This is a genomic window from Mycobacterium sp. E787 (assembly GCF_001668725.1).
GTDB lineage: Bacteria > Actinomycetota > Actinomycetes > Mycobacteriales > Mycobacteriaceae > Mycobacterium.
This window is the reverse complement of record NZ_LZKL01000084.1, coordinates 32,150-57,049: the sequence shown is the minus strand read 5'-3', so window position 1 is coordinate 57,049 and position 24,900 is coordinate 32,150. Positions and strand designations below refer to the sequence as shown.

Annotated in this window: 25 protein-coding genes; 15 read left to right on the top strand and 10 right to left on the bottom strand. The window is 68.9% G+C overall.

Features of this window, described 5'->3' with window-relative positions; all coding sequences use genetic code 11:
- The 3 genes from A5705_RS15925 (at window position 1) to A5705_RS15915 (ending at window position 2,398) form a co-directional block, all read left to right on the top strand.
- Complete coding sequence (locus A5705_RS15925) at window positions 1-855, top strand: hypothetical protein (RefSeq protein WP_231982471.1); 855 nt, start codon at window positions 1-3, stop codon at window positions 853-855.
- The gene (locus A5705_RS15920) at window positions 852-1,742 is read left to right on the top strand and encodes an alpha/beta hydrolase (protein WP_067879228.1); all 891 of its coding nucleotides are present in this window, start codon (window positions 852-854) and stop codon (window positions 1,740-1,742) included. The genes A5705_RS15925 and A5705_RS15920 overlap by 4 nt, the downstream gene beginning before the upstream one ends.
- 272 nt (window positions 1,743-2,014) lie before the next feature.
- Window positions 2,015-2,398 carry an NINE protein gene (locus A5705_RS15915; protein ID WP_082956501.1) on the top strand — a complete coding sequence of 128 codons (384 nt, stop codon included), beginning with the start codon at window positions 2,015-2,017 and terminating at the stop codon, window positions 2,396-2,398.
- 30 nt (window positions 2,399-2,428) lie between these two features.
- Here the strand turns inward: A5705_RS15915 and A5705_RS15910 are convergent, their stop codons facing one another.
- From A5705_RS15910 to A5705_RS15890, 5 genes are all read right to left on the bottom strand, one after another.
- Window positions 2,429-3,649, bottom strand: coding sequence for a glycoside hydrolase family 3 N-terminal domain-containing protein (locus tag A5705_RS15910; RefSeq protein WP_068278523.1), 1,221 nt, complete (start codon window positions 3,647-3,649; stop codon window positions 2,429-2,431).
- 13 nt (window positions 3,650-3,662) lie between these two features.
- Window positions 3,663-5,360 (bottom strand): 3-ketosteroid-delta-1-dehydrogenase, encoded by a 1,698-nt coding sequence (locus A5705_RS15905; protein WP_068278639.1) that lies wholly within the window; start codon window positions 5,358-5,360, stop codon window positions 3,663-3,665.
- 153 nt (window positions 5,361-5,513) lie between these two features.
- Window positions 5,514-6,986, bottom strand: a complete 1,473-nt coding sequence (locus A5705_RS15900; protein WP_068278520.1) for an FAD-dependent oxidoreductase — start codon at window positions 6,984-6,986, stop codon at window positions 5,514-5,516.
- Entirely contained in the window at window positions 6,983-7,891 is a 909-nt protein-coding gene (gene bphC / locus A5705_RS15895) for a biphenyl-2,3-diol 1,2-dioxygenase (protein WP_068278518.1), read from the bottom strand. Before bphC ends, A5705_RS15900 begins: the two co-directional genes overlap by 4 nt.
- Window positions 7,892-7,903: 12 nt before the next feature.
- Window positions 7,904-9,088, bottom strand: a complete 1,185-nt coding sequence (locus A5705_RS15890) for an acyl-CoA dehydrogenase family protein (RefSeq protein WP_068278516.1) — start codon at window positions 9,086-9,088, stop codon at window positions 7,904-7,906.
- Window positions 9,089-9,190: 102 nt separating this feature from the next.
- On the opposite strand from A5705_RS15890, the gene A5705_RS15885 reads away from it, so the two are divergent.
- Window positions 9,191-9,664 carry a nuclear transport factor 2 family protein gene (locus A5705_RS15885; RefSeq protein WP_068278514.1) on the top strand — a complete coding sequence of 158 codons (474 nt, stop codon included), beginning with the start codon at window positions 9,191-9,193 and terminating at the stop codon, window positions 9,662-9,664.
- On the opposite strand, the gene A5705_RS15880 is transcribed toward A5705_RS15885, so the two are convergent.
- Window positions 9,661-10,530: an alpha/beta fold hydrolase gene (locus tag A5705_RS15880; protein WP_067878948.1), complete on the bottom strand. Its 870-nt coding sequence runs from the start codon at window positions 10,528-10,530 to the stop codon at window positions 9,661-9,663. The two genes, A5705_RS15885 and A5705_RS15880, sit on opposite strands and share 4 nt — an antisense overlap.
- 86 nt (window positions 10,531-10,616) lie before the next feature.
- Between A5705_RS15880 and A5705_RS15875 the strand changes: the two genes are divergently transcribed.
- Entirely contained in the window at window positions 10,617-11,096 is a 480-nt protein-coding gene (locus A5705_RS15875) for a cupin domain-containing protein (protein WP_067878952.1), read from the top strand.
- Here A5705_RS15875 and A5705_RS15870 read toward each other — a convergent pair.
- Complete coding sequence (locus tag A5705_RS15870) at window positions 11,014-11,472, bottom strand: nuclear transport factor 2 family protein (protein ID WP_068278512.1); 459 nt, start codon at window positions 11,470-11,472, stop codon at window positions 11,014-11,016. The genes A5705_RS15875 and A5705_RS15870 overlap by 83 nt on opposite strands.
- Window positions 11,473-11,491: 19 nt before the next feature.
- Complete coding sequence (locus A5705_RS15865; RefSeq protein WP_067878958.1) at window positions 11,492-11,677, bottom strand: hypothetical protein; 186 nt, start codon at window positions 11,675-11,677, stop codon at window positions 11,492-11,494.
- A 107-nt stretch (window positions 11,678-11,784) separates the two neighbouring features.
- On the opposite strand from A5705_RS15865, the gene A5705_RS15860 reads away from it, so the two are divergent.
- The 5 genes from A5705_RS15860 (at window position 11,785) to A5705_RS15840 (ending at window position 16,612) form a co-directional block, all read left to right on the top strand.
- Window positions 11,785-12,207: a PPOX class F420-dependent oxidoreductase gene (locus A5705_RS15860; protein ID WP_068278510.1), complete on the top strand. Its 423-nt coding sequence runs from the start codon at window positions 11,785-11,787 to the stop codon at window positions 12,205-12,207.
- A gap of 51 nt (window positions 12,208-12,258) precedes the next feature.
- Entirely contained in the window at window positions 12,259-14,499 is a 2,241-nt protein-coding gene (locus A5705_RS15855; RefSeq protein WP_082956500.1) for a molybdopterin-dependent oxidoreductase, read from the top strand.
- Between the two features lie 45 nt (window positions 14,500-14,544).
- Window positions 14,545-14,865 carry a hypothetical protein gene (locus A5705_RS15850; protein WP_068278508.1) on the top strand — a complete coding sequence of 107 codons (321 nt, stop codon included), beginning with the start codon at window positions 14,545-14,547 and terminating at the stop codon, window positions 14,863-14,865.
- Between the two features lie 125 nt (window positions 14,866-14,990).
- Window positions 14,991-16,097 (top strand): type III polyketide synthase, encoded by a 1,107-nt coding sequence (locus tag A5705_RS15845; RefSeq protein ID WP_082956499.1) that lies wholly within the window; start codon window positions 14,991-14,993, stop codon window positions 16,095-16,097.
- Between the two features lie 11 nt (window positions 16,098-16,108).
- Window positions 16,109-16,612 carry an isoprenylcysteine carboxyl methyltransferase family protein gene (locus tag A5705_RS15840; RefSeq protein WP_068278506.1) on the top strand — a complete coding sequence of 168 codons (504 nt, stop codon included), beginning with the start codon at window positions 16,109-16,111 and terminating at the stop codon, window positions 16,610-16,612.
- A 12-nt stretch (window positions 16,613-16,624) separates the two neighbouring features.
- Here the strand turns inward: A5705_RS15840 and A5705_RS15835 are convergent, their stop codons facing one another.
- On the bottom strand, window positions 16,625-17,470 hold the full coding sequence (locus tag A5705_RS15835) for an SDR family NAD(P)-dependent oxidoreductase (protein WP_068278504.1): 846 nt from the start codon (window positions 17,468-17,470) through the stop codon (window positions 16,625-16,627).
- A gap of 152 nt (window positions 17,471-17,622) precedes the next feature.
- On the opposite strand from A5705_RS15835, the gene A5705_RS15830 reads away from it, so the two are divergent.
- Both A5705_RS15830 and A5705_RS15825 read left to right on the top strand, forming a co-directional pair.
- The gene (locus tag A5705_RS15830) at window positions 17,623-18,690 is read left to right on the top strand and encodes an alpha/beta hydrolase (RefSeq protein ID WP_068278502.1); all 1,068 of its coding nucleotides are present in this window, start codon (window positions 17,623-17,625) and stop codon (window positions 18,688-18,690) included.
- Window positions 18,691-18,866: 176 nt separating this feature from the next.
- Window positions 18,867-21,545 carry an FHA domain-containing protein gene (locus A5705_RS15825; protein WP_197521284.1) on the top strand — a complete coding sequence of 893 codons (2,679 nt, stop codon included), beginning with the start codon at window positions 18,867-18,869 and terminating at the stop codon, window positions 21,543-21,545.
- A 136-nt stretch (window positions 21,546-21,681) separates the two neighbouring features.
- Here A5705_RS15825 and A5705_RS28170 read toward each other — a convergent pair whose 3' ends face one another.
- The gene (locus A5705_RS28170; protein WP_193376463.1) at window positions 21,682-21,846 is read right to left on the bottom strand and encodes a hypothetical protein; all 165 of its coding nucleotides are present in this window, start codon (window positions 21,844-21,846) and stop codon (window positions 21,682-21,684) included.
- A gap of 278 nt (window positions 21,847-22,124) precedes the next feature.
- On the opposite strand from A5705_RS28170, the gene A5705_RS15820 reads away from it, so the two are divergent.
- The 3 genes from A5705_RS15820 to A5705_RS15810 are packed head-to-tail and all read left to right on the top strand — an operon-like array spanning window position 22,125 to window position 24,898.
- The gene (locus A5705_RS15820; protein WP_068278501.1) at window positions 22,125-23,303 is read left to right on the top strand and encodes an acyl-CoA dehydrogenase family protein; all 1,179 of its coding nucleotides are present in this window, start codon (window positions 22,125-22,127) and stop codon (window positions 23,301-23,303) included.
- Complete coding sequence (locus A5705_RS15815) at window positions 23,293-24,405, top strand: acyl-CoA dehydrogenase family protein (protein WP_068278500.1); 1,113 nt, start codon at window positions 23,293-23,295, stop codon at window positions 24,403-24,405. Before A5705_RS15820 ends, A5705_RS15815 begins: the two co-directional genes overlap by 11 nt.
- Window positions 24,398-24,898 (top strand): MaoC family dehydratase N-terminal domain-containing protein, encoded by a 501-nt coding sequence (locus tag A5705_RS15810; RefSeq protein ID WP_067878990.1) that lies wholly within the window; start codon window positions 24,398-24,400, stop codon window positions 24,896-24,898. The genes A5705_RS15815 and A5705_RS15810 overlap by 8 nt, the downstream gene beginning before the upstream one ends.
- Window positions 24,899-24,900 lie beyond the last annotated feature (2 nt).

The following is a 24,900-nucleotide window of genomic DNA, read 5'->3' as shown; positions in this document are numbered from 1 at the left end:
ATGTCGGAGTTTGACGCGGCGGTGCGTCCGTGGGTGGACGGCGCGCTGCGCGCCGCGGTGCGGGCATCGGCCCCCCGCCCCGCGGCGGCTCGGCAGGCCGCCAAGGATTTGCAGCAAGACCTGTGGACGGCGGTGGGCGCCGAGATCCGCTGGGCGTTCACGCCGCCCCGCACCTGGCTGATGGGAGTGCTGGCCAACATCGTCTTCGCCGCGACGTGGTTACTGGTGCAGCCGCTGACCACCGGCCGCCACCACTCCGACTGGGTGATCCTGATCGGCACGTACTTTTCCTCGTGGGTGCTCGCCGATGTGACCACGACCAACCTGCTCGGCGCCGATCACTACCGCGTGCGGCAGGCGCTGTCCGACGGGGTGCCGTTCTGGCGGCTGCTGTTGATCAAGAATCTGGCCCTGCTGACGATCGTCGGCCTGCCGACATTGGTGGCGGCGATGGCCCTGACGCTGTGGTTGGAAACGCCCGCGCGCCTGGGGATAACGATCCCCACCGTCGCGGTGCCCATCGTGTCCTGGCTGGGTGTCGGCAACTTCGTCTCGGTACTGCACCCGGTGAGCGTTCAGCCGCTGATCCGCCGGTGGCGGCAGCGCGGCGATCGCCGCCGCACCCGCGGCTGGCTGCTGGCCCTGATGCTGCCGTATGCGCTGTACTACGTCGCCGACCCGATGAACGGCGTCGAGCACCGGGTGCTGTGGACGCAAGTGCCCAGACTGATCTGGCCGGTGTTCGGACGGGACACGAAAAGCTTCGTCCACCTGGCCATCGCCACCGGCGTTTACGTTGCGGGGACCGTTGCCGCCCTGCTGTGGGTCCGCAGGCGGGGGTTTCGGATCAGGTGAGCCTCAGCCTGCGAAGCCGGGCCCTGCCCACGGTGCTCCGCCTTACCCGCGGCCGCACCTACCGAACCGCGCAGAGCGCCCGCGAGCACATCGAGCAGCGGGCATCGCTTCGGCAGTCGTTCGGGCCGCCGCCCCGGTTGCGTTCCGACGTCGACGTCCAGATGGAGCTTCGCTCGGACTGGCCCATATACACCCTGACTCCGAAGGACGGCACGACGGCGCGCCGCACCGTCTTCTACCTCCACGGCGGTGCCTGGGTCAACGAGATCACCTCGCAGCATTGGCGATTGGCTGCGCAGATCGCCGCGCAGGCGGGAGTGCGGGTGGTCGTGCCGATCTATCCGCTGGTGCCGTTCGCCACCGCCAAGGACGTCATGCCCGCGGTCGCCGAGTTGGTGGCCGAGAAGGCGGAGCCCGACCACAGCGTGTGTCTGGCCGGAGATTCGGCCGGGGGACAGATGGCTTTGTCGGTGGCGCTGATGCTGCGCGACGAGCGCCGCCTCGTGTTTCCGCGGACCGTGTTGATCTCGCCGGTCCTCGACGTTGCGCTGACGAACCCGTTGATCGCCGGCGTCGACGATCCGTGGCTCACCCGCGACGGACTGCTCGCATTCGCCGCTCGCTGGCGCGACGACCTGCCGAGGACCGACCCGATGGTGAGCCCGTTGCACGGCGGGCTGGCCGGCTTGGGACCCTTGACGGTGTTCAGCGGCACCCGGGACATCCTCAACCCCGACGCGCGGCTACTGGCCGACAAGGCCGCGGCGGCCGGCGTCGACGTCGACTACCACGAACGACGCGGCCTGGTCCACGTGTATCCGCTCACGCCGACGCCGGAGGGCCGCGCCGCGCGCGCCGTCATCGTCGAACGTCTGCGCGACGACTGACGGTCTCATCAAGCCCATCGCGGGACAAATCCGGGTCGCCGGTGCAATGATGAGCCTCGACATTGATCACGGCAGGTCAATGCCCCTGGCGAGAAGTGGTGCTGATGCAGCAGGCCAACTGTGAAGGCTGCGCCCGGCCGGAGCGTAATCGGCTGAGCCGCAGTGGAATTCATGCGCCAAGAATCCTCCAAGGTGTCTACGCCAACATCGCCGTGACCGGCCGCAACGACCCGTAACAACACCGATCGACCTTCAGAAGAGAGGGCAACACGATGACCGAACAACCTGCCGCGGGATGGTACCCCGACCCGAGCGGCGGGCCCGGGCAAATGTATTGGGACGGCCGGCAATGGCGCGCGGAAGCGACTGCGCCGGCCGCGGGTGTCGCCCCGTACGGCGGCGGCGCGCCGTACGGCGTCGACGCCTACGGCCGCCCGCTCTCCGACAAGAGCAAGGTGGTCGCGGGGCTGCTGCAGATCTTTCTCTCGACGTTCGCCGTGGGTCGCTTCTACCTCGGTTACACCAACATCGCCATCGCCCAGATCGCGGTGTCGCTGCTGACCTGCGGCATCGGCGCCCTGTGGCCGTTGATCGACGGAATCATGATCATCATGGGCAAGGTCCCCGACGCACAGGGGCGCACGCTGCGCGATTGACGAGCCCGGGCCGGTGGCGATGGCCGAAAGTCAGTGACCGCAAGGCGAATTGAAAGCCTTGGCTGCGGCCATCCGGCGCACCGATGCTTCGATGCTCGGCAGGCTCAACTCGCCGTCGTTGAGCGCCGACACCAACCGGTCGAGTACCGCCGGAACCGCGGTGGTGCTCACCCACAGCGCGGTGTCATTGCCGGCCTGCAGGGCCTTCAGTACCGCCTCGGCGACGCCGTAGCGATCGGTGATCGCCCGCATGCTCCCCAGGTCGTCGGTGAAGACCGGGCCGTCGAACGGAGGTGCGCCGTAGCCGATCCCGTTGCGCAACAATGCGATCGCGGCCGGGCTCAGGCTGGCGGGGTCGCTTCCGGTGAGGCCGGGAACCTGCATGTGGCCGATCATCACTCCCACCGGCACCTGGGCGACCAGCGTCCGATAGGGCACCAGGTCGGCGCCTTGCATCTCGTCCAGCGGCGGCGTCACCACCCCGGTGGCGTGGGAGTCACCGGACGCGCGCCCGTGGCCGGGAAAGTGCTTGAGCACCGGCAGGACTCCGGCGTCACGCAGGCCGCGCGCGTAGGCGCTCGCGTACCGGGTGACCACCGCGGGGTCGTCGCTGAACGACCTGTCGCCGATCACGGTCTGGTCGGGCGCGTCGGTGACGTCGACGACCGGGGCGAAGTCGATGGTTATGCCGAGCTGGCGCATCTTGCGGCCGCGGTCCAGCGCGAGTTGGTATACCTGGTCGGCCGGCTCGCTTCGCGCCAGTAAGCGCGCCGACGGTGCCTGACCGATCAGCGACGACAGCCGCTCGACCCGGCCACCCTCCTCGTCGACGCTGACCGCCAGGTGCAAGGGCCCCGCCGAGCGGGCGATCTCGGCCAGGGACCCGTCCGTGAGCATGGACAGGTTCGTCCAGCTGGCGACGAAGATGCCGCCGACGTGGTGGTTGGCGACGACCGCGCGCGCGTCGTCCGCATCGGTCACACCGACCATCAGCAGCTGCGCCAGCTTGTCCCGGTTCGACATCGATGCGAGCAGCGACGTGATGTCGCAACCCGGCGGTTTCGGAGAGGCCGGGGCTCCGTGCGGTGCCGTCGCCGACGTCGGCGAGGAAGCGCTGTGCCGGGAGCCGGCCAGGCGGACGCCGACGATGACGCCGCCGACGACGAGGGCAACGGCCAAGACGCCGGCGGCGATGACGGCGGTGCGCGGCCACGAGCGGCGTGACCGCGCGGTTCTGTCCGTGTCTTCCATTCGAGCCAAGCGTCTAACCGGCCGCATTGCGCGCCGCGATGTAGCCGTACACGAGCCCCTGCGCGATCGTCGCGCCCGCCCCCGGATAGGTTGTGCCGAAGGCGTTCGCGGCGGTATTGCCGATGGCGTAAAGCCCGGCGATCGCCCCGCCGTCTTCGCGCAGCACGCGCGCCGCCGAGTCGGTCTGGAGCCCGCCGCACGTACCCAGGTCGCTGAGCACCATTTTCACGGCGTAGAAGGGGCCTTTGAGCAAAGGGCGCAGGTTCGGGTTCGGTTTGATCGTCGGGTCGCCGTAGTACCGGTCGTACGCGCTGCGGCCCCGGCCGAAGTCGGGATCGACACCGGCAGCGGCGTTTTGATTGAATCGCGTCATCGTCCCGCGAAACTCCGGCACCGGGACCTTCATCAGTGCGGCGAGCCCGGACAGGTCTTCGGCCCGTACCGCGATGCCGGCGTCGTACCACGCCTGCGGGATACGCATGCGCGGGAACAGTTGGGCGCCAAAGACATAGCTGTTCCGGTACTGCTGATCGAACACGATCCACATCGTTTCGACCGGACTGCCGGACCGCTCCAGCGCGAGCAGCCGCTGACCGAACGACATGTAATCCGCCGACTCGTTGGCGAACCGGCGGCCGTTGTGGTCAACGATCAGACAACCGGGCAGCGACCGTTCGGCCAGCATCACCGCCGGCGCCTTGCCGGGCAGGGGCGCGATGGCGGGAAACCACCACGCCTGATCCATCAACCCGATGTCGGCGCCCAGTTCCTGACCCGCGCGGATCCCATCGCCGGTGTTGGACTCCGCGCCCAGGCTGAGGTTGGGTCCCAACGACTCTGACTGGAACTTCCAGCGCATGTCCATGCTGTGGTCGAAGCCGCCGGTGGCCAGCACCACCCCGCGCCGGGCGGCGATCGTCACCTCCCGTCCGTCGTGGTCCACCACCGCGCCGGTCACCCGCTCACCGTCGCCTTTCAGGCGCGTGAGCGCGGTGTCGGTCCACACCGGGATCCCGGCGCGCAGCACGCCCGCGAACAACCCGGCCATCAGCCCCTGCCCGCCGGCGGCGTAGCGCCGGCCGATCAGCCGGCCGCCGAAGCCCTGGGCCAGCCGCTTGCCGAAGGTGGGAATGCCCTTGGCCGGGACCCGCGTCACCAGATTCATCCACCGGTAGTCGGCACCGGTCGTCGGTATCGAAAAGCCGGCCTCCAGCACGCCGGGCCGAAGCCGGGTGCGGTGCTCGCCGAGGATCGCGGTGTCCAGCGGGTGGCACTCGCAGGTGCGGCCGGCCGCGCTGCCGCCCGACTCCTCGGGGTGGTAGTCGGAGTAGTCGCGGGCCCAGAACAGCCGCAAGGGGGTCGTTCGCCGGAGCATGTCGACCGTCGCTGGCACATGCGCGAGGAATTCGGTCGAGCGGTGTGGGGGAGCCGACCCGGCCACCACCGAGCACAGGTAGGCCGCCGCGCGATCAACGGTGTCGTCGGCGCCCGCCTCCCGCAGCACGGGGCTCGCGGGCAGCCAGAGCGCGCCCCCGGACCGCGCGGTCGAACCGCCCACGTACGACGACTTCTCGACGATCAGCACGGACAGGCCGCGTTCGCGGGCGGCGAGCGCGGCGGCCAGGCCGCTGCCCGAGCCCACCACCAGCAGATCCACGGTCGTGTCGGCGACGGTGAGGCCGGCCGGGATCGTCCTGCTGTGCGAGGCCACGTTCAGCACCGTATGCCGCCGCGGCGGCGAAAGAGAAGTCTCGTCCTTGCAGCGGCACCAAGGCCGCAGCGCTTCGAGCGTCCGGCTGTCACGCCTCACGGGCTCGCGAACGTAACCTGGCTGCCATTTTCGGCGGGGGTTTTCGCGGTGTGGTTACGCTCGCCGGCAAGCCGCCGACCGGCCCGCGCGGCGGCCGTAGAAGCTGCCGTCCCCGAGCGAGACGCCGCTGGCGTAACCCCACGCGGCCAGCCCCGCGGTCGAGCGGCCGGCGGCGTATAGCCCCGGGATGGGCTCGCCGCTGACGTGCAGCACCTCTGCTTCCAGCGTGGTGGCCAGCCCACCCAGGGTGAACCCGCCGGTGTTCTCCCGCAGATCGATTGCCCCGACCGGCGAACCGATCGGCTTGACCCATTCCGGCTTCTTGTGCAGCAGCGGGTCCTCGCCTCGCGTGGCGCCCTCGTTGTAGGCGGCGACGGTCGCCTGCAGCGAACCGGGCGCCAGGCCGATGTCCTGTTCCAGCTCGGCGACGCTATCGGCCACCCAGGTCGGTTGCCGCAGCATGAACTTCGGCGACCAGGAGGCCATCGCCTCCTGCTGCGCCTCGTCGTCGATGATGAGGTACGCGATGTTGTCCTGCTGGTACAGGGTGAGCTGCCCGATCCGGCCCGGGTAGGTGTCCTCGGGGACGTAACGCTGCCCGCGGCCGTTGACCAGGATGCCCCGCACCAGTTGCTGCGGATCGATGAAGATCGCGACCTCGGTGGCGTCCATGTGGGCCAGGTCGGCGCCCAGCGCCTGGGCCATCCGGATCGCCTGACCGTCGTGTTGCTCGATGGACGCCGCCGGGCGCCCGGCGATCCGCGGCGCGTACCGCGCCACCATCGCGTCGTTGTAGGCGAAGCTGCCCGTCGCGAGTACGACGCCCCGCCGGGCACGAACGCACATCTCATTGCCGTATTGCCGGGCTTGGATCCCGACGACCCTGCCGTCGGACTCGACGATCAGGCGTTGCGCGCGCACGTCGTAGAGCGCCCGCGCGCCGGCGGCGGTGGCGGTTTCGACGAGCGGCTTCATCAGCATGTAGCCGGCGCTGGCTTCGCCCTGCTTCTTGTTCGACATCTGCGGGACGTGGCCGCGCGGGGCCGGCGTGGCGATCGTGTTGAACGGGTAGGCGTTTTCGCCGCCGCTGTACATCAGGCCCTGGTCGCCCATCGGTTCCCAGCCCGGTTCGGCGAAGAACTCCGCCTTGAACGGCACGCCGCAGCCGACGAGCCATTCGAAATGGGCGACGCTGCCGGCGCAGTAGTCGGCGATCCGGTCCTCGTCGGCGCCGGGGCCCATCGCGACGTTGAGGAAGGCCGCCATGTTCTCGACGGAATCGTCGAAGCCGCAGGCCTTCTGCAGTGGCGTGCCGCCGCCGAGATAGATGAAGCCACCCGCCATCGCCGCCGCGCCACCCCAGGACCCGGTGCGTTCCAGCACCAGAACGGAGGCGCCGGAGCGGGCCGCCTCCACCGCCGCGGCTGCGCCGGCGACCCCGTACCCGGCGACGACGACGTCGGCCTCGTCGTCCCACGACGCGATCGAGGACGCCGGAAGCGGCGTGACGTCCCGGTCGGGCGTCATGGCTTCATCGCGGCGGGCATCTCACCGATCCACTGGTGACCCCAGTAGCTGTCGGCGGTGATTTCCTCTGCCGTGTAATAGGTTTCGTCGACGCGCATGCCGTCGGTGCCGAACTCGATGTCCCAGTCGCCCGGCGCCCGGACGTAGAACGAGACCATCTTGTCGTTGGTGTGGCGCCCCAGGGTGGACGACAGCTGGAAGCCCTCGGCGTTGACGCGGTCCAGCGCCTGACCCACCGCGTCGAGGCTGTCGACCTCGACCATGATGTGCACCAGGCGCGGATCGCGCTGGTGCATCGCGGGGACGATCGCCATGCTGTGATGGCGCTCGTTGATGCCGAGGAAGCGCACCCGCACCGGGCCGAACTCCTTGGGCAACGGCACCCGGAACGCGCCGCGAGAACGGAAACCCAGCACCTCGGTGTAGAAGTCGAACAGCCCGCCCGGATCCATAGTCGGCACCACGACATGGCCCATGCCCTCGTCGCCGGTGACGAACTTCGCGCCGAACGGGGTGATCACCGGGCTGTGGTCCAGCACCGCGCCGTGAAACACCTCGATCGTGGTGCCGGCCGGGTCGTCGAAGCTGATCACCTCTTCCACCCGGCGGCTCTCGGCCTCATCGACCGACAGCTGCTTGAACGCGACGCCGGCGCCGTCAAGGGTGGCCTTGACCCGTTGCAGCGCCGCGTGGTCACGCACCTCCCAGCCGATGGTGAGCACCCGGTCGGTCTCGCCCGGGAAGACGATGAGCCGCGCCGCACGCTCGTCCATCCGCAGGTACAGCGCCGACGGGTCCGGCCCCTTACCCTCCGCGAAGCCGAGGACGCCGAACGCGAAATGCCGCCAGCGGTCGATCTCGGCGGTCGAAATCGTAATGTAGCCAAGGCTTTTCAGGTCACTCACGGTCGCGTCCTCCTAGATCAGGGCCCGCAGCGGACCCTCGGGCGGCTCGATGCCCAGGGAACTCAGCGCCGACGCGTGATACGTGGTGCCGGGGACGTGAATGGCGTGCAGCAGGCCGACGTGCGCGTCGCGCCAGTACCGCTGAAGCGGCTTGTCCATGCGCGCGGCGTTACCCCCCGACCTGGCGAAGATCTCGTCGACCGCGCCGACCGCGCGCCACACGGCGCGGATCTGGGTGCGCCGCCCCGCCGCGCGGTCGGCGAACGACACCTCCTTGCCCGCGGCGACCATGTCGTAGATGCGGTCGGCGTTGGCCAGCAGCTCCTGGCGGGCGGCGTTGATGTCGGCCGCCGCCTCGCCGATCGCGTGCATGACGTATGGGTCGTCCTTGATCGCGGTGCCGGTGGCGCCGACGCGTTCCCGTTGGTAGTCGAGGTGCGCGGCCAGCGCTCCCTCGGCGATGCCGATGGTCGCCGCCGAGATGCCCAGCGGGAACATCGTCGACCACGGCATCAGATACAGCGGCTCGGTCATGCCGGCCTCACGCTGCGCGGTGCCGTCCATCACCTTGGTCGCGTCCATGGTCCGGTAGGCGGGAACGAACGCGTCCTTGACGATCACGTCCTTGGAGCCGGTTCCGCGCAGCCCCACGACATTCCACGAGTCCTCGACGATCTCATAGTCCTTGCGCGGCAGGATCATGTGCAGCATCTGCGGCGGCATGATCGGGATGCCCTGCTCGTTGCCGAGCATCGCGCCCAGGATGATCCAGTCGCAGTGGTCGGTGCCGGAACTGAACTGCCAGCGGCCGTTGAACACATACCCGCCGTCGACCGGCTTGGCCACGCCCTGCGGCGCGTAAGGGGACGCCATCCAGGTGTCGACGTCGTCGGCCCAGACCTCGGCGGGCACTTTGGGATCGGCGTAGGCCAGCTGGTAGGGGTGCACGCCCACCACGCCGACGATCCAGCCGGCGGCCGGGTCCAGCGCCGCCGTGGCCATCACCGTCTCGGCGAACTCACGGGGGTGGACCTCGAACCCCTGGTAGCCCTTGGGCTGCAGCAGCCGGATCAGGCCGGCCCCCTTCATGAGCTTGACGGTGTCGTCGGTGAGCCGGCCGATTCGTTCGGCTTCGGCCGCCTGGTCGCGCAGCTGATCGGCCATGGCGATCACGTGGTCGATAACCCGCTCGCTCATCTTGTCGTCCTAACGTCCGGGGGCTTAGGTAATGGTCTACCGCAGTCTGCGCCAAACCCGAAGGCATTCCGGGCGAGCGGACGAAAAGGAGGAGCACAATCCATGACCGATCTGGACGACCTGGCGGCCCGACTGCGCCGGCTCGAGGACGACCGCGACATCAGACAGCTGATCGCGTCCTACGGCCCGGCGGTGGACGCCGGGGACGCGGATGCGGCCGCGGGGCTGTGGGCGAGCGACGGCGTCTACGACGTCGACGGCTGGCGCATGGCGAGCCGGGCGGACGTTCGCGCGATGGTCGCCTCGGAGGCCCACCAGAAGCTGGTGGCCAAGGGCTGCAGCCACTTCCTGGGGCCGTGCGTCGTCACGCTCGACGGCGACCGGGCGGTGGCGGTCTGCGAATCCCTGGTGCTCGTCCGCGACGGTGACGGCTATCGCGTGTGGCGGGCCACCGCCCACCACTTCGCGCTGTGGAGGACCGACGACGGCTGGCAGATCACCACCCGCACCAGCCGGGTCCTCGACGGCAATCCCGACGCGCACGCGCTCTTGACGAGGGGCCTGGCGGGCCGCTAGCGCTTCAGGAACGCCAGCACCGTGCTTTCGAACGCCTCCTTGGCCTCGATCATGGCCCAGTGTCCCGAGTTGGGGAAGATGTGCAGTTCGGCGTTGGGGATCGTGCGCATCGGGATCAGCGCCATGTCCGGTGGGCTCACCCGGTCATCGCGGCCCCAGGTCAGCAGGGTCGGCGCCGCCAGCTTGTGCATCACCGCCCACGGCTGCGGCCGGTCGGAGGCCGCCATCGCGGCGTTCATCGCGGCGAATGCCGCCTTGCCGTACATCCGGCGCGCGGCGGCCAGGGTCTCGGGATCGGTCGCCAGTTGCCAGCGTTCCTCGATGAGTTCGTCGGTGACGAGGGACTGGTCGTACACCATCGACTTGAGCCAGTCGACGAGCCGCTGGCGGGTCGGGTCCTCGACGAACTCTTGCAGCAGCCGGATGCCCTCACTGGGGCTGGGGCTGAAGATGTTGGTGCCGATTCCGCCGATCGTCACCAGCCGGCCAACGCGGTCCGGGTTGCGGATGGCGAAGTTGATGCCGACACCGCCGCCCATCGAGTTGCCGACGATGTGCACCTTGTCGACGCCCAGCGTGTCCAGCAACGGCGAGACGGCGCCGAAGGCGTCCACCATCGGGTGCCCGCCGAAGTCGTCGCTGACCCCGAATCCCGGGAATTCCAGGACCAGGCAGCGGTAGTGCTCGGCGAACGCGGGCAGGATCCCGCGAAAGTTGCGCCAGCCGGTGACGCCCGGGCCCGAGCCATGCAGGAAGAGCAGCACCGGAGCGGAATCCGGGCCGCCCTCGTAATAGCGCAAAGCCCCTTTCGGGGTGCTGATTTCGCGGAGGTCTTGCTCGACGGTCGCTTTCGCACTGTTGGCCACGGATGTCACCCTGCCATGCCGCCCCGCCGAGCGGGAGCGGTGTTCCGCCCATCGGTCGGCCGGGCCCTGGTCTACAGTCTTCGGGCATGCGGTTGCTGGTCACCGGCGTGGACGAATCGGGGCGGTCGTGCGCCGCGGAAGACGCCACCGTCGCAATGCAGGGCGACGCCGGCCGCGGCGGCCTCCTGTATTCGGTGCTCTACGCCTCGCCGTCCCTTCCGGCGATGTCGACCGGGGGAGGGCGATCCGCGGACCTTCTCGACCTGGTGGTGGCGCCCGGCGCGCTGCGCTGGACGGCGATCGAGTACGCACCGGGCGCGGAGTTCTCCATGCACCACACCGACACCGTCGATTTCGACGTGGTGCTGACGGGCTCGGTGGATTTGATCCTGGACGACGGAACGCACCGGCTGACGGTCGGCGACAGCGTGGTGGTCACCGGCGTCGACCACGCCTGGCTCGCCGGCCCGCAGGGCTGCCGGCTCAGCGTCCTGACGATCGGGGCGGCGGCCGGGCCATCGTCGAGCCCGGGGCCGCCCAATCCGTCGACACCGTCCGATGCCTGATCAGCCAGGTCCCACCGTCGGGCACCAGGATGTCGCGATAACGACCGAAATGATCGAGCCCGATCTGGGTGACCACGGTGAAGTAGGACGCCACCTGCGCCTCGTCGGGCGTGAGACCGGTGAACAGCACGTTGGTGACGATGTGCCGGACTACGGGCTTGAGGCCGGCGCGGGCGGCGACGCGCCCGGTGACGCCGCCGAGGAAGGACGCGATCTCGGCCCGCCCGCGCAACGGCTCCGACCCGCGAACCTCGAGGACGCCGTCCGCGCAGAACGTTTCGGCGAGGCCGTCGGGCCGGCCGGCATCGCCCGACCAGTTGTAGCGCGCGAGCGTGTCCCGGATCCGCTCACGGGCGGCCAGTTCCCACATCTCCACCGGCGTGAGCCTAATCGCGTTACCTCACGAGATAGGGCCGGAAACCGCGGTGCGCCGGCGCCGGGGTGATCCCGTTCAGTTCGAAGACCGCGATGAGGGCACGCAACAGCGCGGGGGACCAGTCGTCGAACGGTTGGGCGTCCATTCGGTCGAGCAACTCGCGGCGAAGGTACTCGATGCAGGTCGGCGGCTGGTGATCGGTCATGTCGATGACGACGCTAGAAGCGACGGCCAGGGGTGTACAGCCGACTGGCCATATTCAAATCTGATTCAGACGGGAATGAATCGCGGCCTGTGCCGGTAGAACAACGCATGAGACTCAACGACGCCGCTCGCGAACTCATCGGCAAGGGGGCCGACGCCACCCTGGTCACCATCAATCCCGACGGCAGCCCCCAGGTGAGCCTGGTCTGGGCCGCCCTGCAGTCGACGCCCGACGGGGACGAACTCGTCACCGCGCACCTGGCCGAACACAAGAAGGTGCGCAATATCCGCAGGGATCCGCGCGTCGCCGTCACCATCGTGTCGCTCAGCCCGAGCCCGGGGATGCGGCCGTACCTCTCGATCGCCGGAACCGCCCGAATCGTCGAGGGTGGCGCGCCCGAGCTGCTCAGCGAGCTCAACCCGGTCCTGGGCGACCCGAACATGAAATTCCCGCCGGACGATGCGCCGCCGGGACTGCTCACCCGCATCCGCATCGACAAGGTCGGCGGCATCGGCCCCTGGGCGTCCTGACGGGGAATTTTGCCACTTCCGCTACCGACAGTAGCGGAATACAGTGGGTGGGTGGCGACCGGCGACGACGGCAGGCATCTGCGCACCTGCCCCCTGTGTGAAGCCATGTGCGGCTTGGAGATTCACGTCGAAGGCGGCAGGGTCACCGGCATCCGCGGCAACCGCGACGACGTCTGGAGCCGCGGACACCTGTGCCCGAAGGGCGTATCGCTGGCCCAGGTGCACGACGACCCGGACCGCCTCCGCCGCCCGATGATCAACCTCGACGGCCAATGGCACGAGGTCAGCTGGGACGCGGCGTTTCGCCGCTGCACCGAACTGCTGACCCCGGTGATCGAGAAGTACGGCATCGCTGCGGTCACCGCCTACACGGGTAACCCACTGGCGCACTCGTTTTCGTTGGCCCGGTATGCGGGCGTGCTGCTGGGCATGTCGGGGATGCCGGTGACGTATTCGCCGGGCACCGTCGACCAATGGCCCAAAAACCTGTCGTCGCACCTGATGTACGGCCTGTGGTGGAATTTCCCGGTTCCCGACATCGAGCGCACCGACCTGTTGGTCATCATGGGCGCCAACCCCGCGGCATCGCAGGGGTCGCTGCTGGCCGCGCCGGACGTGATGGGGCTGATCAACGGGATTCGCAGACGCGGCAAGGTGATCGTGATCGACCCGGTCCGCACCCAGACCGCCGCCCAGGCCGACGAGTGGCTGCCGATCGTGCCGGGCACCGACGCGGCGCTGCTGCTCGCCGTCGCGCACACCCTCTTCGACGAGGGCCTGGTCGATCCCGGCCCGCACGTCGACGGTGTGGAGACGATGCGCCGCGTCGCCGCGGACTGGCCGCCCGAGCGGGTCAGCGCCGCCACGGGGATCGACGAAGACCGCATCCGCACACTGGCGCGCGAACTCGCCGGCACGGAGAGGTCGGTGGTGTATGGCCGAATCGGCTTGTGCAATCAGGAATTCGGCAGCCTGGCCAGCTGGCTGGTCGACGTCATCAACATTTTGACCGGCCACTTCGACACCCCCGGCGGCGCGATGTTCCCCAAGCCGGCGGCCTGGTCGATCACCACGCAGCCGTTGCCGGGTCTCGAAGGCGGCCTTCCCGAGTTCGGTCGCTGGCGCACCCGGGTCCGCGGCGCCAAGGAGGTCCTGGGCCAGGCCCCGGTGTCGTGCATGGCCGAGGAGATCGCCACACCCGGCGAGGGCCAACTCAAGGCGTTGATCACCGTCGCCGGCAACCCGGTGCTGTCCACACCCGGCGGCGACAAGCTCGACGAGGTGCTGCCGATGCTGGAAGCCATGATCTCCGTTGACCTTTGGCTCAACGAGACGACGCGCCACGCCGACGTCATCCTGCCGGGGCTGTCGCCCCTCGAGCAGCCGCACCACGACGACCTGATCCTGCTGTTCGCGATCCACAGCATCGCGAACTACTCGGCGCCGGTGTTCGATCCCGGCGATCGCCCGCACGAATGGGAGATCCTGATCCGGTTGACCGGCCTGTGCGCCGGCACACCGGCCGAGGACGTCGACGTCGCCGCGATCGACGACGGGTTCTTCGACTACCTGGCGTTCACCCGCGGAGTCGACGGTGCGGAGATCCGGAAGCTGTACGAGCATGGCGGACCCGAGCGGATGCTCGACCTCACGCTGCGGACCGGGCCCTTCGGAGATCAGTACGGCAAGTACCCGGGCGGGCTCACCCTGGACATGCTCAAGGCCAACCCGAACGGAATCGACTTCGGCCCGATGGTGCCGCAGCTGCCCGACATCCTGGGCACCCTCGACAAGAAGATCCGTCTCGCGCCGCAATACCTGCTCGACGACCTGCCGCGGCTGGCCGCGCGGCTGGAGCGGCCGGTGGAGCCGCTGGTGCTCGTGAGCCGCAGGCACCTGCGATCGAACAACACCTGGATGCACAACGCGCCCGCGCTGATGAGGGGCAGGGACCGTTGCACGCTGCTGATCCACCCCGACGACGCCGCCCGCTGCGGCGTCGCCGACGCCGACGTCGTCACCGTGAAGTCGGAGGCCGGCGAGATCAGGGTGCCCGTCGAGGTCACCGACGCGATCAGGCCCGGCGTGGTGTCCCTGCCGCACGGCTGGGGGCACGGCAAGCCGGGCACCCGCCTGTCGGTGGCCAACAGCTCGCCGGGGGCCAACACCAACGTGCTCTCACCGCCGACGTTCATCGACGAACCGTCGGGCAACGGGGCCCTGAACGGCATCCCGGTGACGATCATCGACGAGCAGGCGCGATTTCGGGCCGACCTCACAGCGAATCGATAACCACGATCCAGCCCGCTGCTAACACCGGGGCGCAGCCTTGGCGGCATGGCGCACATGCAAACCACAATCATACGAACGATTTTCGCCGGCGTCGCGACCTTCGCAGCGCTGGTGCTGTTTCACGCCGCGCAATCCGACTACCCGAAAACCGTTGGGACACCGGGGTCGATGAGCGTGGTGAACCGAGCCGATGGCGACGACGACGAAGCCCAACTTCAGCAACAGCTGCAGGCCGACCAGCAGATGCAGCAGGCCGAGCAGCAGGCCGAAGAGCAAGAGCAACTGGACCTTCAGCAAGCCCAGCAAGATGAGCAGCAAGGCCTGCAGGTGGAGCAGCAGGCCACCCTGTCGGTCCCCGGAAGCTGACCACATACACGACGGGGACGCCGGCCCGGTTCACCACCGCTGTGAGGCGCCGCGCCGGATTGTGTTTCGGCTCACCTTCCCGACGATCCGATGAACCGCGGTGGGGCAGCGGTCGTCGGCTGGGCATGACTGCAACCAGGTATTCCACATCCACAACCCATGCCGCCGTCGACGCGCGAGGCGCCCCGCGCATCGCCGGCACCGCGGTGGCGTTCACCCCGCACCGCTACGACCAGGACGAGGTGGCGCGCGAGCTCACCGAATTCGTGGAACCGGGCTTCATCCGGTTCGCGCGGACGGCGGGCGTCGACAATCGCAGCCTCGCGCTGCCGCTGTCGCGTTACCCGAAGCTGACCGGGTTCACCGAGGCCAACAACGCCTACCTCGAGGTCGCCGTCGACCTGGGCGAGCGGGCGGTGCGCTCGGCGCTGGCCGCGGCGAACATCGAACCCGCCGAGGTCGACACCATCGTGATGGTCTCCAGCACCGGCATAGCGGTGCCGACGATCGACGCGCGGCTGATGTCGCGAGTCGGGCTGCGGCCCAACATCAAACGCGTCCCACTGTTCGGGCTCGGCTGCGTGGCCGGTGCGGCGGGCATGGCACGCGTCTACGACTACTTGCACGGCTACCCGGGGGATGTGGCTGTGCTGTTGTCGGTCGAGCTGTGTTCGCTCACGCTGCAGCGGAGCGACACCTCCATCCCGGCCCTGATCGGCGTGTCGCTGTTCGGCGACGGCGCGGCGGCAGTCGTTGCCACCGGTGCGGACCGGCTCCCGTTGGGGGACAAGGCGAGTCAAGGTCCGCGCGTCCTCGCGACGCGGAGCCGCGTGGTCGCCGAGACGGTCGACGTCATGGGGTGGAACGTCAGCTCCAACGGGTTCCAGCTGGTGATGTCGCGTGACGTCCCGAAGATGGCCGACGACTATCTGCGCGGCGAGGTCGACACCTTCCTGGCCGATCACGGCCTCTCGGTCGCGGATATCACGACCTGGGTGTGCCATCCCGGTGGTCCGAAGGTCCTCGACTCGATCGAGAACGCCCTTGGTCTGTCACCGCAAGCGTTGGTGCACAGCCGAAACTCCATGCGCGAGAACGGAAACATCTCGTCGGCGTCCGTGCTTGACGTCCTGCGCAGAACCCTGGCCGAGCCGCCGAAGGCGGGATCCTACGGGGTGATGCTCGCGATGGGTCCGGGCTTCAGCTTCGAACTGCTTCTACTCCAGTGGTGAGGAACTAGACCATGTATTACTACCTGCTCATCCTCGCCATCGGTGCGGAGCGATTGGTCGAGCTTGCGGTCGCCCAGCGGAACGCGAGGTGGTCATTCGCTCACGGCGGCAAGGAGTTCGGCCGCGATCACTACCCGGCGATGGTCAGCATGCATGCGCTGCTGCTGATCTCGTGCGTCGTCGAAGTGTGGACCCTGGGCCGGCCGTTCATCGGTTGGCTCGGATGGCCGATGCTCGGCGTCGTGGCGCTGAGCACCGCGGTCCGGTGGCGTTGTGTCGCCGTGCTCGGCAAGCGCTGGAACCCGCGGTTGATCGTGATCCCCGGTGCGCCGGTGATCCGGGACGGGCTGTATCGATGGGTCCGGCACCCCAACTACACGGCGGTGGCGGCAGAGGTGGCGGCGCTGCCGCTGGTGCATTCGGCGTGGCTGACGGCAATCATGTTCAGCGTCGCCAACGCGGTGGTGCTGAACGTGCGGATCCGCGCGGAGAACGCCGCATTGGGCTACGCCTAACGATCAGGGTGTTCAGGCTTGAAAGGGACGATTTGTCCACTCCCGCCCGGGCCGGCGCGACGAGCGGAACCATCCGCCCGCCGCGCCGGTCCCACCGTCGGTGGGGATGGTGTGGCCGGTGACAAAGGAAGACAGGTCGGAGGCCAGGAACAGGATCACGCGGGCCTGATCCTCGGGCAGCCCCATCCGTCCGACCGGCACCCACTGCGGCCACTGCGTCTGCTCCTCGGCCGACAGCCACTGCGAGTACGGCACCTGCAGCGATTCGGTGACGTCGGGCCCGATCGCGTTGACCCGCACGCCGTCCCGACCCACCTGCACCGCGAGGCTGCGGGTGAAGTGGATGACGGCGGCCTTGAAGGCGGCATAGACCGGGTCCTCGGGGTAGCCGCGAAGCCCCTCGACCGACGAGACGTTGACGATCGCGCCGGCGCGCTGCGCGACCATCGCGGGCAGGAATGCGCGGGTGAGGAGGAAGACGTGGTGCAGGTTGACGCGGTACAAGTCGTCCCACAGCCGCGGGTCGGTATCGACGAAGTTGCCCGGATGCCGCAACCAATGGCCCACGTTGTTCACCAGCACGTCGATGCGGCCGTAGCGATCGAGCACCGACCGCGCCAGGCCGCTGACCTGCTCGGCCTCGCGGACGTCGATCACGACCGGCAGGGCCGAGCCACCCGACGCCGCGATGTCCTCGGCGGTCTGCCCGGCCAGCTTCTCGTCGATGTCCGCGATGACGACGTGCGCGCCGTGCAGGGCGAACAGCCGCGCGGTCGCCGCTCCGATACCGCCACCGCCCCCGGTCACCACCGCGACCCGGTCGGCCAGCAGCGCGGTTCCGCGCGTCGCCTCATCCATGCCCAATATCTTGAGCCACCTGCGAGATCGGTAGCGGTACCCACCCCGCCTGCCCCTCAAACAGTGATGAAGGCGACATTTGCCAAGGATTCACCCACCGTTTTCGCGCTGCGGCGGCGGGTACTCCCGCTTGCACTAGGAGTTGAATGCGAATGACCATGAGCGCGAACCGTTATCACATATTGCCCAGCCAGGCAATGAACCGGCGAGTTCACCATGGCCACAGCCCGCAGTCTTTTGCTGTGTCGCTGGCCAGCCGGTTGCTGGTGAAAAATCTGGTGCGCGCTTGGGCCATTCAGCCGAATCTGCACTGGCCCTTTCAATACGTGGACGGTTTGGCGGGCTTGATACCCCATGTCACGCACTCGGCAAAGATCGAACCGATCCGGCTCGAGAACTGTGCTGCTGAATGGGTGCGGGCGCCCGGCGTGTCCGCCCAGCGGGCGATCCTCTACCTGCACGGCGGCGCGTTCCTCACCTGCGGCCTGAACACGCACCGGTCCCTGGTGACGCGCCTGTCGAAGGCCGCGGACGCCGGTGTGCTGACCGTCGGGTACCGAAAGTTGCCCACACATCAGATCGCCGACGCGATCGAGGACGGCATGAACGGCCTGCGCTGGCTGGAGGAGCGCGGCTACGACGGGGACCGGATCGTCGTGGCGGGCGACTCGGCCGGTGGATACCTGGCCTTCATGATCACGCTGGCGGCCATTCGGACCCGTTTCCTGCGGCCCGCCGGCATCGCGGCGATCTCGCCGTTCACCGACGCCGACCCCGCCCGCAAACTGCGGCACCGCAACGCGCGCCGGTGCTCCATGTTCACGCGGGCGGCGTTGTCGATGTTCGCCCGCTACCTCGGCGAGGCGCGACTTCCGCACGACGGGGAAACGTGCACGCGCATCGAGTCACCGGTGGACGCGGATCTCTCGTCGTTGCCCCCGGTGGCCATCCACGCCAGCTCCGACGAGTTGCTGCTTCCGGACGCCGAGCTCATGGCAGAACGGTTGCAACTCAGCGGAGTTCGCTGCGATCTGCACCTGTGGGACCGCCAAATTCACGACTTCCCCATCGCGGCCGACATCCTGCCGGAAGGAAGGCGGGCGATTCGCTACATCGGCGACTTCATCAAAGAAGTCAGCGGTGCAATGGAGGGTTTGCCCAGCCGCCGCCGACACGACCTCGCGCGGCAACGGTCGAATTTCGCCGCCGCGGCCGGATAACGCATACCGCGGCGACCCGCCGAAGCGCCAGACCGAATCTCGGGTGCAAAATCCGTCGGCAATCATTCGTCGTCGCTCGGTTTTGCCCACTCTGCGGGTGCACGCGGCGGTGACCCGCCGCCGGTGAACCGCGTCGGCGACTTGGGCCGCAATCGGGCCCGCTGCCGATACAGTGGGTGCTCGTGAGCCCACCAGTCCCACCTGTGCTGACCGTGCGGTACGAGGGATCCGAGCGCACCTTCGCAGCAGGCACCGACGTCGTCATCGGGCGCGATCTCCGCGCGGACGTGCGCGTGGCGCACCCGCTGATCTCGCGGACCCACCTCATCGTGCGGTTCGACCAGGGGCGATGGATCGCCATCGACAACGGCAGCCTCAATGGGCTCTACGTACACAACCGTCGTGTCCCCGTCGTCGACATCCAGGACGGCATGCGGGTCAACATCGGCAACCCGGACGGCCCGGCGCTGACCTTCGAGGTCGGCCGCCACCAAGGTTCGGCCGGACGGCCCCCGCTGACGACGTCCATACCGATCTACAACCCGGCCAGCGGGCCGGGCGCCAGGGCGCCCCAGAGCCAGCCGCAGCAGGGCGCCCCGCAGTGGCCCGGCCCGCCGCAGCAGCCGTCGGGACCAGTCCGCCAGCAGCCGCATCCACCCGCTCCGCGGCCGGTCCACCCGCCCACCGGTCCGCAACCGGTTCATCCGCCGAGCGGATACCAGCCCGTCCACCCGTCCAGCGGCCCGCAGCAGGCGCCGAAGATCTACCGCCCCCAGACCGGGCAGCTGCCGCACGTCGCCGCGGGGCAGCCGGAGACCGCCCGCGTTGCGGAGCCCGCGGCAGGCGAGACCGGCCGCGTCGCCGATGCCACCAACATCGCCACGTCGATGATGAAGATCCTCCGGCCGGGCCGCACGTCGGTGGAGTCCATGCCCGGCGCGATCAAGATCGGGCGGGCCAACGACAACGACATCGTCATTCCCGAGGTGTTGGCCTCACGGCACCACGCCACCTTGATCCCCACGGCGCACGGCACCGAAATCCATGACAACCGCAGCATCAACGGCACATTCGTCAACGGCGCCCGCGTCGAGACGGCCGTGCTGCACGACGGCGACATCGTCACGATCGGCAACATCGACCTCGTCTTCGCAGGCGGCACCCTGGCCCGCCGTGACGAGACGGCGACCGCGACGCGCACCGGCGGCCTGGACGTGCGCGGGGTGACGTGGACGATCGAGAACAACAAGGTCCTGCTCGACGACATCTCGCTCGGCGCACAACCGGGCACGCTGACGGCCGTGATCGGTCCGTCGGGCGCGGGAAAGTCGACGTTCGCCCGGTTGGTGGCCGGCTACACGCACCCGAGCAAGGGCACGGTTTCCTTCGAGGGCCACAACGTGCACGCCGAATACGCCTCGCTGCGCAGCAGGATCGGGATGGTGCCGCAGGACGACGTGGTGCACGGTCAGCTGACTGTCCAGCAGGCCCTGATGTACGCCGCCGAACTGCGGCTGCCGCCCGACACCACCAAGGCCGACCGCGAACAGGTGGTGGCCCGGGTCCTCGAGGAACTCGAGATGACCCAGCACCTGCACACCCGCGTCGACAAGCTGTCCGGCGGTCAGCGCAAGCGCGCCTCGGTCGCACTGGAGCTGCTGACCGGGCCGTCGCTGCTGATCCTCGACGAGCCGACGTCGGGCCTGGACCCCGCGCTGGACCGGCAGGTCATGACGATGCTGCGGCAGTTGGCCGACGCCGGCCGTGTGGTGCTCGTGGTCACCCACTCGCTGACCTACCTGGACGTCTGCGATCAGGTGCTGTTGCTGGCGCCCGGCGGCAAGACCGCGTTCTGCGGGCCGCCCAGCCAGATCGGTCCGGCCATGGGCACGACGAACTGGGCCGACATCTTCAGCACGGTCGCGGGCGACCCCGACGGCGCCAAGGCGCGCTACCTGGCGCGGACGGGCCCGCCCCCGCCGCCACCACCCGCCGAGCAACCCGCCGAAATCGGCGATCCGTCGCACACCAGCCTGCTCCGGCAGTTCTCCACGATCGCGCGGCGCCAGGTGCGGCTGATCGTCTCGGACCGCGGCTACTTCGTGTTCCTGGCGCTGCTGCCGTTCATCATGGGCTCGCTGTCGATGTCGGTACCCGGCGATGTCGGCTTCGGCAAACCGAACCCGATGGGCGCGGCGCCCACCGAGCCCGGGCAGATCCTGGTGCTGCTCAATGTCGGTGCGGTCTTCATGGGGACCGCGCTGACGATCCGCGACCTGATCGGTGAACGCGCCATCTTCCTGCGCGAACAGGCGGTTGGCCTGTCCACGTCGGCGTACCTGCTGGCGAAGGTCTTCGTCTACACGGTGTTCGCGGTCATTCAATCCGCGATCGTCACGATCATCACGATCGTCGGCAAAGGCGGCCCGACCCAGGGCGCGGTGGCGTTGGGCATACCCAACGTGGAGCTGTTCGTCGACATCGCGATGACCACCGTCGCCTCGGCGATGCTCGGGCTCGTGTTGTCATCCATCGCCAAGTCCAACGAACAGATCATGCCGTTGCTGGTGGTGGCGGTCATGTCGCAGTTGGTGTTCTCCGGGGGCATGATTCCCGTCACCGGCCGGATCGGCCTGGACCAAATGTCTTGGGCGACACCGGCAAGGTGGGGCTTCGCGGCATCGGCCTCCACCGTCGACCTGCTCACCCTGGAACAGGCCGTCCCCTCGGTGCCGCACGACTCGCATTGGCGTCACACGCTCGGCGCCTGGTGGTTCGACATGGGCATGCTGATCGTGCTCAGCATCGTGTATCTGGGCTTCGTGCGCTGGAAGATTCGCCTCAAGGGCGGGTGATCGTGAGCTGGCGTTTGAGTTTGCGGTCAGGGTGTTGAGTGTGCACTCAGTGCGGCGAAATCGCGATTGTTCCGCCCTGGCTTCACACAGAAGGCCTTGCGCTCACACGCAACGCCCTGGGTTCACACTCAACGCCCTAGGCGCCCTTGCGCACCGCTTGCTCGGCGGCCGCCCGCATCCGGTCCGACAACTGCAGCAGAGCATGTTCGCCCACCCCGTGCGGCACCGTGTAGGCAAGTTGCCGTAACTCGAGCGCGCAGTCGCGCAACTCCTGGCGGAGGCGTGTCTCAAGGGTGGGCATGGTTTCTTCCTCTACGAGGCCGTACCGAAACTCTGTGCAACAAATTTTCGCAGCCAACGGCCGGATACGCGACGGCGGCGAAGTGTTTTTACGGGAGGTTGACAGGGTTTTTACAGTCGAGGCCGGTTCGGTGACGTGGCCGTGAACGCGCAGCCGATCGGTGAGCGCCGGGGGGCGCCGGCTTATCGCGCCGGGCGTGAAGGCCGGGCGAAATGCCGGAGTGAATTTCGCGATGGCGTTACGCTGACGCGGCCTGATGGAAGGGTTAGGTTGCCGGGATGGACTTCGAACTCGACGCCGGGCAACGCGCGTGGCTGACCGAGGTTCGTGAGTTCCTGCAGGAGAACGTCACCCCCGAGTTGCGGGCCGAACTGGCCGAGCACGATCTGGAGCTGCGCGACGGCGAGGTGGCACGGTTTCGCCGCAAGATCGGCGAGAAGGGCTGGTTCGGCCTCAACTGGCCGCGCGAGTACGGGGGACTGGGGCTCGGCGCGCTTCATCAGCACCTGCTGATGAGCGAGTTCGAATACTGGGGTGTGCCCGGCCCCGACCTGACGGTCACCTCGGTGGCGCCGATGATCATGCGCCACGGCACCGAGCGGAACAAGAATGAATGGCTACCGTTGATCGCCAAGGGCGAAATGGTCTGCGCGGTCGGATATTCCGAGCCGGACGCGGGCACCGATCTGGCCGCCCTGCGCACGCGCGCGACGCTCGACGGCCAGGATTGGGTGATCAGCGGCACCAAGATCTGGAACAGCGCGGCGCAGCGTGCCACCCACGAATGGCTGTGCGTGCGGACGGATCCGAATGCGGTGCGGCACAAGGGCATTTCGGTGATCATCGTGCCGATCGACAGCCCGGGCATCGAGATCCGCCCGCTCTACTCCTGGTCGGGCTATCGCACCAACGAGGTGCATTTTCGCGACGTGCGGGTGCCGGTCACCAACCTGATCGGTGAGGTCAACCGGGGGTGGACGTACATCACCGGCGCGCTCGATTTAGAGCGTGGGGCGCTGACCAACGCGGGCGACCTGCGCCGCGCGGTCGACGACTTGCTGCTGCTCGCGCGCGGCCCACGGCGTGACGGCACGGTGCCCGCCGACGACCCCGCGCTTCGGCGCAGGCTGGCGCGTGCCGAAGCCGACGTGGAGGTGGCGACGCTCATGGGCTACGAGGCCGCGTCGATCCTGGACGGCGGCGCCATCCCGACCGTGGAAGTCAGCGTGGAGAAGGTCTTCACCAGCGAGCTGCGCCAGCGCATCGCCGACCTGGCGCTGGACCTGCTGGGGCCCGACGGCCTGCTCGCGCATCGCGGACCGGACGCGCCGCTGGCCGGCAGGTTCGAACGGCTGTACCGCGCCGCCCCCTTGATGCGGTTCGGCGGGGGTACCAACGAAGTCCTGCGCGACATCATCGCCCAGCGCGGCCACGGAATGCCCTCGTATGGACGTTAGACCCAGCGCCGAGCAGCGCCAGTTCGCCGCGACGCTGCGCAAGCTGCTCGCGGCGGAGAGCCCCGCCGGCCTCGTTCGCGGCCTGCACGAACCCGGCGCCGACCGAAGCACCCCGGCGCTGTGGAAGGCCCTTGCGGACGCCGGTGTTTTCGGCCTCGCCGTCGCCCCGCACGACGGCGGCTCCGGCGGCTCCCTGGACGACCTCGGCGTGTTCTGCACGGAGGCGGGCCGTGCCCTGTGCCCGACGACCGTGCACAGCACCATTGCGGCCGCGCTGGCGATCGATCAACTCGCACCGCCCGCGGGCAAGTCCGGGTGGCTTCCGGGGCTGGCGAGCGGCGCGATCCGCGGCACCACGGCGTTGTGGAGTGCTCGCGACGCCGCGGACGTCTCGCCCGCGCTGGCAGCCCATCCCGACTCCGGCGGTGCCTGGCGGCTCACCGGAACAGCGGACTACGTCGCCGACGCCGACGTCGCCGACCTGATCGTGGTGTCGGCCGCCGCGGCCGGGCGCACGCTCGTCTTCGTCGCGGACGCGCACGCGACCGGGGTGACCGCGGACCCGCTGGCGATGGCGGGGGGCCACCGGGCGTTCACCGTGCGCTTCGACGACGTGACCGCCGGCGCCGGCGCGCTGCTCGCCGAGGCGGACCGGCGGGGGCTGCGCCGCGTCGCGAACACGGCGGTGGCGCTCGGATCGCTCGACCTGGTCGGGGTCGGGCAGGCGGTGCTGGAACGGACCGTCGAGTACACCAAGCTGCGCCACCAGTTCGGCCGCCCGATCGCGTCGTTTCAGGCCGCCCAGCACCTGATCTCCAACATGCACATCGCCTTGGCCGCCGCGCGATTGGCCGCGCACTCGGCGATCTTCTGGCTGGCCCGCGGCCGGCTCGCGAGCAGGGAAACGGCGATCGCGCGCCTGCACGCCGCCACCGCCGCGAGGCTGGTCACCCTGGACGCCCACCAATTGCACGGCGGAATGGGCTACGTCACCGAGACCGACCTGCATCTGTGGAGCGAACGAGCGAGGCTGGGCTCGACGCTGGGCGGCGGAGCCGACGTCGCCGCGGCCTGGCTGGAAGAGGAGCGAGCCGGTGAATGACGACTCCCTGATCGACGCCGAGTCGGCATCGCGGGTGGGCACCGTTGCCGCCTCTGCCACCGGCGAGGTGAATCGGCGCGACTGGCAGCGGTGGGCGGCCGCGGTCGGTGACCACAACCCGCTCTGGTACGACCCGGAATACGCGCGCGCCAACGGCTTTCGCGACATCATCTGCCCTCCGCTGTTCCTGCAGTACGCGGTGCTCGGCATCACGCACCTCGAGGCGCTGCGGCCCGACGGGTCGTCCGGCGCCGTCTCCGGCGGTCTCGCGTTTCCCCGCGCACCCAAGCGGATGGCCGGCGGCGAGAGCTTCACCTTTCACCTCCCCGCCTACCATCGCGACGAGATCGAGATGGTCCGCACCATCGAGGCGATCGTCGAAAAGCATGGCCGCTCGGGGAGATTCGTCCTGGTCACCTGGCACACGGTGTACCGCAACCAACACCGCGATCTCGTCGCCGAAGCGTCGACGTCGATGATCGCCCGGCCCTAGGA

Coding starts and splice junctions, on each gene's coding strand:
- A5705_RS15845 (WP_082956499.1), top strand. CDS start 14,991: ATGACTGCAACCAGGTATTCCACATCCACAACCCATGCCGCCGTCGAC.
- A5705_RS15900 (WP_068278520.1), bottom strand. CDS start 6,986: ATGACGCCCGACCGGGACGTCACGCCGCTTCCGGCGTCCTCGATCGCG.
- A5705_RS15925 (WP_231982471.1), top strand. CDS start 1: ATGTCGGAGTTTGACGCGGCGGTGCGTCCGTGGGTGGACGGCGCGCTG.
- A5705_RS28170 (WP_193376463.1), bottom strand. CDS start 21,846: ATGCCCACCCTTGAGACACGCCTCCGCCAGGAGTTGCGCGACTGCGCG.
- A5705_RS15885 (WP_068278514.1), top strand. CDS start 9,191: ATGACCGATCTGGACGACCTGGCGGCCCGACTGCGCCGGCTCGAGGAC.
- A5705_RS15875 (WP_067878952.1), top strand. CDS start 10,617: ATGCGGTTGCTGGTCACCGGCGTGGACGAATCGGGGCGGTCGTGCGCC.
- A5705_RS15915 (WP_082956501.1), top strand. CDS start 2,015: ATGACCGAACAACCTGCCGCGGGATGGTACCCCGACCCGAGCGGCGGG.
- A5705_RS15830 (WP_068278502.1), top strand. CDS start 17,623: ATGACCATGAGCGCGAACCGTTATCACATATTGCCCAGCCAGGCAATG.
- A5705_RS15815 (WP_068278500.1), top strand. CDS start 23,293: ATGGACGTTAGACCCAGCGCCGAGCAGCGCCAGTTCGCCGCGACGCTG.
- A5705_RS15850 (WP_068278508.1), top strand. CDS start 14,545: ATGGCGCACATGCAAACCACAATCATACGAACGATTTTCGCCGGCGTC.
- A5705_RS15910 (WP_068278523.1), bottom strand. CDS start 3,649: ATGGAAGACACGGACAGAACCGCGCGGTCACGCCGCTCGTGGCCGCGC.
- A5705_RS15860 (WP_068278510.1), top strand. CDS start 11,785: ATGAGACTCAACGACGCCGCTCGCGAACTCATCGGCAAGGGGGCCGAC.
- A5705_RS15890 (WP_068278516.1), bottom strand. CDS start 9,088: ATGAGCGAGCGGGTTATCGACCACGTGATCGCCATGGCCGATCAGCTG.
- A5705_RS15835 (WP_068278504.1), bottom strand. CDS start 17,470: ATGGATGAGGCGACGCGCGGAACCGCGCTGCTGGCCGACCGGGTCGCG.
- A5705_RS15820 (WP_068278501.1), top strand. CDS start 22,125: ATGGACTTCGAACTCGACGCCGGGCAACGCGCGTGGCTGACCGAGGTT.
- A5705_RS15865 (WP_067878958.1), bottom strand. CDS start 11,677: ATGACCGATCACCAGCCGCCGACCTGCATCGAGTACCTTCGCCGCGAG.
- A5705_RS15840 (WP_068278506.1), top strand. CDS start 16,109: ATGTATTACTACCTGCTCATCCTCGCCATCGGTGCGGAGCGATTGGTC.